Origin of the sequence: Xenorhabdus sp. SGI240 (assembly GCF_040081915.1) — a bacterium.
Classification (GTDB): domain Bacteria; phylum Pseudomonadota; class Gammaproteobacteria; order Enterobacterales; family Enterobacteriaceae; genus Xenorhabdus; species Xenorhabdus bakwenae.
In genome coordinates this window covers 1-2,393 of sequence record NZ_JBEBMB010000176.1, presented here as the reverse complement: position 1 = coordinate 2,393, position 2,393 = coordinate 1, and the positions used below count along the sequence as shown (strand labels likewise).

Below are 2,393 nucleotides of genomic sequence, written 5' to 3'. Positions count from 1 at the left end.
TGATTTTTGATTAACCCCTTAACCCTGCGCCGCGCTCTCATACTTCACGACGAACTCCCTGAGCCGGATATTGGCCGCCCGTCTGGCTGCATTGTCTTTGCGGTATGAAACGGGTTCGTTGTCCCATGCCGACTGATACACTTCTGAATACTTAGCGGTGATCTTCGCCCGGGTGCTTGCCCGCAGTTTTGCCAGCATTTCCTGAATCCATGCGCCGTCGTCAGGGTAAAAGAGCGATGGCATGGTGACTTTGGTGTAATCAGAAAAAGCCGACATCACGAAAACCCCACCACAGACCATACCCACACACCCCAAATAGGGGTCAAGAACGCCAGTGCATAAACCACTATCGACTGGAAGTTATTCATGGGTCACCTCGGGTGGTGGGAAGACTTTAGGCAGATCGGGGCGTAGCTCGTGGGCTTGGACTGCGCCGTTCGAAAACATCACAATGTCAGGAACCAACGAGACCGATACCCGCTTTTTTCTGTATAGCCATGAACTAATCAATGACTGCCTGCACCCCAAAACTTCGGCCAGTTTTGTTTGGCTGCCTGCGATTTTTATCACTTTCTCTATTGCTAAGTTTTTCATTTATCTCTCCATTAGCTCTATGGTGATAATATTATCACTTTAAACATAAATCAATCACTATAGGTATATTTGTAAACCTATCACTTTAGAGATAGAATTAGAGAAAAAGTAAATTAAGTAAGATAGCTATGCTGTGTTTCCCGCAGGGGTGGGAATAACCAACGCACAGTTAGAATTAACAGCGCTTTTAAAGCGTATTCCCCGTAGGTACGGAGGAGAAACTTGAGCTAGAGTCAAAGATAAACAAGGAAGTTTCTGCTCTGTGTTCCCCGTAGATACGGAGATGAACCATTAATGAGGTAACTATGACTCTTGCTGATAGATTAAAAGAAGCCATGAAAGAGAAAGGGTTTACGCAGTCCGCTCTCGCACAAGAGACGGATATGGCTCAATCGATGATATGGAAGCTAATCTCTGGAAAGGCTGCAAAAACAGGAAGGCTTGTTGATATAGCAAAGGTTCTTGGAGTTCGTCCCGAATGGCTTAGTGATGGAAGTGGAGATAAATATCCATCAAATGACCCTAATGCGGTTATTATGCACTCTAACCATTCAGTGCCTGTAAAGATCTATGACGAAGAACACGAAACAGATGAATCATTCATGGTACCTGCACTTTCAGAAGCACTAACTCATCTTGATTCGTGCCGAGCTTATAAAATCACTCAAAACACTGGCTGCGCTGAGGCACCAGCGGGAGCATTGATTGTTGTTGATAAATTGGAGAAAGCAGCCAATAACGATTTAGTGTATGCGCGCATAGGAAATAACTACTCTGTTTATCGTTATGTACAAGGTGGCTCTATGGACTTCTTGTCTGTAGACGACAGCAGGGTGCCATTGATAGCCGTGTCTCCCGATGTTGAGATAATCGGTGTTATTGTGTATTTATTTCGTGAAATGAAACGAAGACGATAATTCCCGTCCTCGACCTCAATCGTCCTTGCATAGACTCCTGGGTTCACTCGAAACATCTCCAAACCATCCCCCTTTCTTCTAAGGCACTGTTTTTACATACAGTGCCTAAAATCTTACTGAAATCCCTGTAATTATCAAGACAAAAAATCATTTATCTATCATCAAAGTAAATTTATTTGATTTCAATAACATAATAGAAAAATTAATTTTTATCACTTTAGATATAGACTAAGTAGAACTATAGTGATAATGTAATTTACAACAAAGTGATAAGAACAATCACCACGGATTAAAAAAAGGGGTACCAATGAATACTTTTATCTTTGCAACCATTGAGCGTTCCAACTTGAAGCAAATGCGTTGCTGAAAATAATCAACGGGCAAAAGGAATACAGTCAGGCGTATATCACAACATGGGCTGGTCAAATTATTAATCAAAAACCGGAATGACTTCATGGATATAAAAAATAAAGATGAATTTAAAAGCCATATACTTACTACCTATATGGCAAGCCAAAGACACGCTGAACCAGTTCCTAACTACAACTTAGAAGCACTTACAGGTTATGGTTATGCGCTCTATAAGAGAAATGGACGACATATGTATTTAGTTGATGTATTTCCCTCTTATGAGGAAGCCAACCAACAAGCTCAGGATATTGTTAATGAATATCAAGAACTGAAAAATTATTTAATACACAAAAAAAGCGAACATAAATCATGAAAACTTTTATCTTCGCAGCCATTGAGCGTTCCAACATGGAACAAACGCGCCCTACCTGTGTCAGGACTCAGGCAAATGACAGGGAAGAGGCAAAAAGGTTATTAGCGCCTGCATATGTAATCCTTGGCTGGATGGGGCAAATAGTTAATCGTAACTGA

At 41.4% G+C, this 2,393-nt stretch carries 5 protein-coding genes; 3 read left to right on the top strand and 2 right to left on the bottom strand.

Annotated features, from left to right (window positions below):
* Positions 1 to 18: 18 nt before the first annotated feature.
* Entirely contained in the window at positions 19 to 276 is a 258-nt protein-coding gene (locus ABLA76_RS18170; RefSeq protein WP_348988982.1) for a hypothetical protein, read from the bottom strand.
* Positions 277 to 360: 84 nt separating this feature from the next.
* Positions 361 to 594: a YdaS family helix-turn-helix protein gene (locus tag ABLA76_RS18165; protein ID WP_348988981.1), complete on the bottom strand. Its 234-nt coding sequence runs from the start codon at positions 592 to 594 to the stop codon at positions 361 to 363.
* A 305-nt stretch (positions 595 to 899) separates the two neighbouring features.
* On the opposite strand from ABLA76_RS18165, the gene ABLA76_RS18160 reads away from it, so the two are divergent.
* The 3 genes from ABLA76_RS18160 (at position 900) to ABLA76_RS18150 (ending at position 2,393) form a co-directional block, all read left to right on the top strand.
* A complete protein-coding gene (locus tag ABLA76_RS18160) occupies positions 900 to 1,511 on the top strand; it encodes a helix-turn-helix domain-containing protein (protein ID WP_348988980.1) in 612 nt (203 codons plus the stop codon).
* 454 nt (positions 1,512 to 1,965) lie between these two features.
* Positions 1,966 to 2,235, top strand: a complete 270-nt coding sequence (locus ABLA76_RS18155; RefSeq protein ID WP_348988979.1) for a hypothetical protein — start codon at positions 1,966 to 1,968, stop codon at positions 2,233 to 2,235.
* Complete coding sequence (locus ABLA76_RS18150) at positions 2,232 to 2,393, top strand: hypothetical protein (RefSeq protein ID WP_348988978.1); 162 nt, start codon at positions 2,232 to 2,234, stop codon at positions 2,391 to 2,393. Before ABLA76_RS18155 ends, ABLA76_RS18150 begins: the two co-directional genes overlap by 4 nt.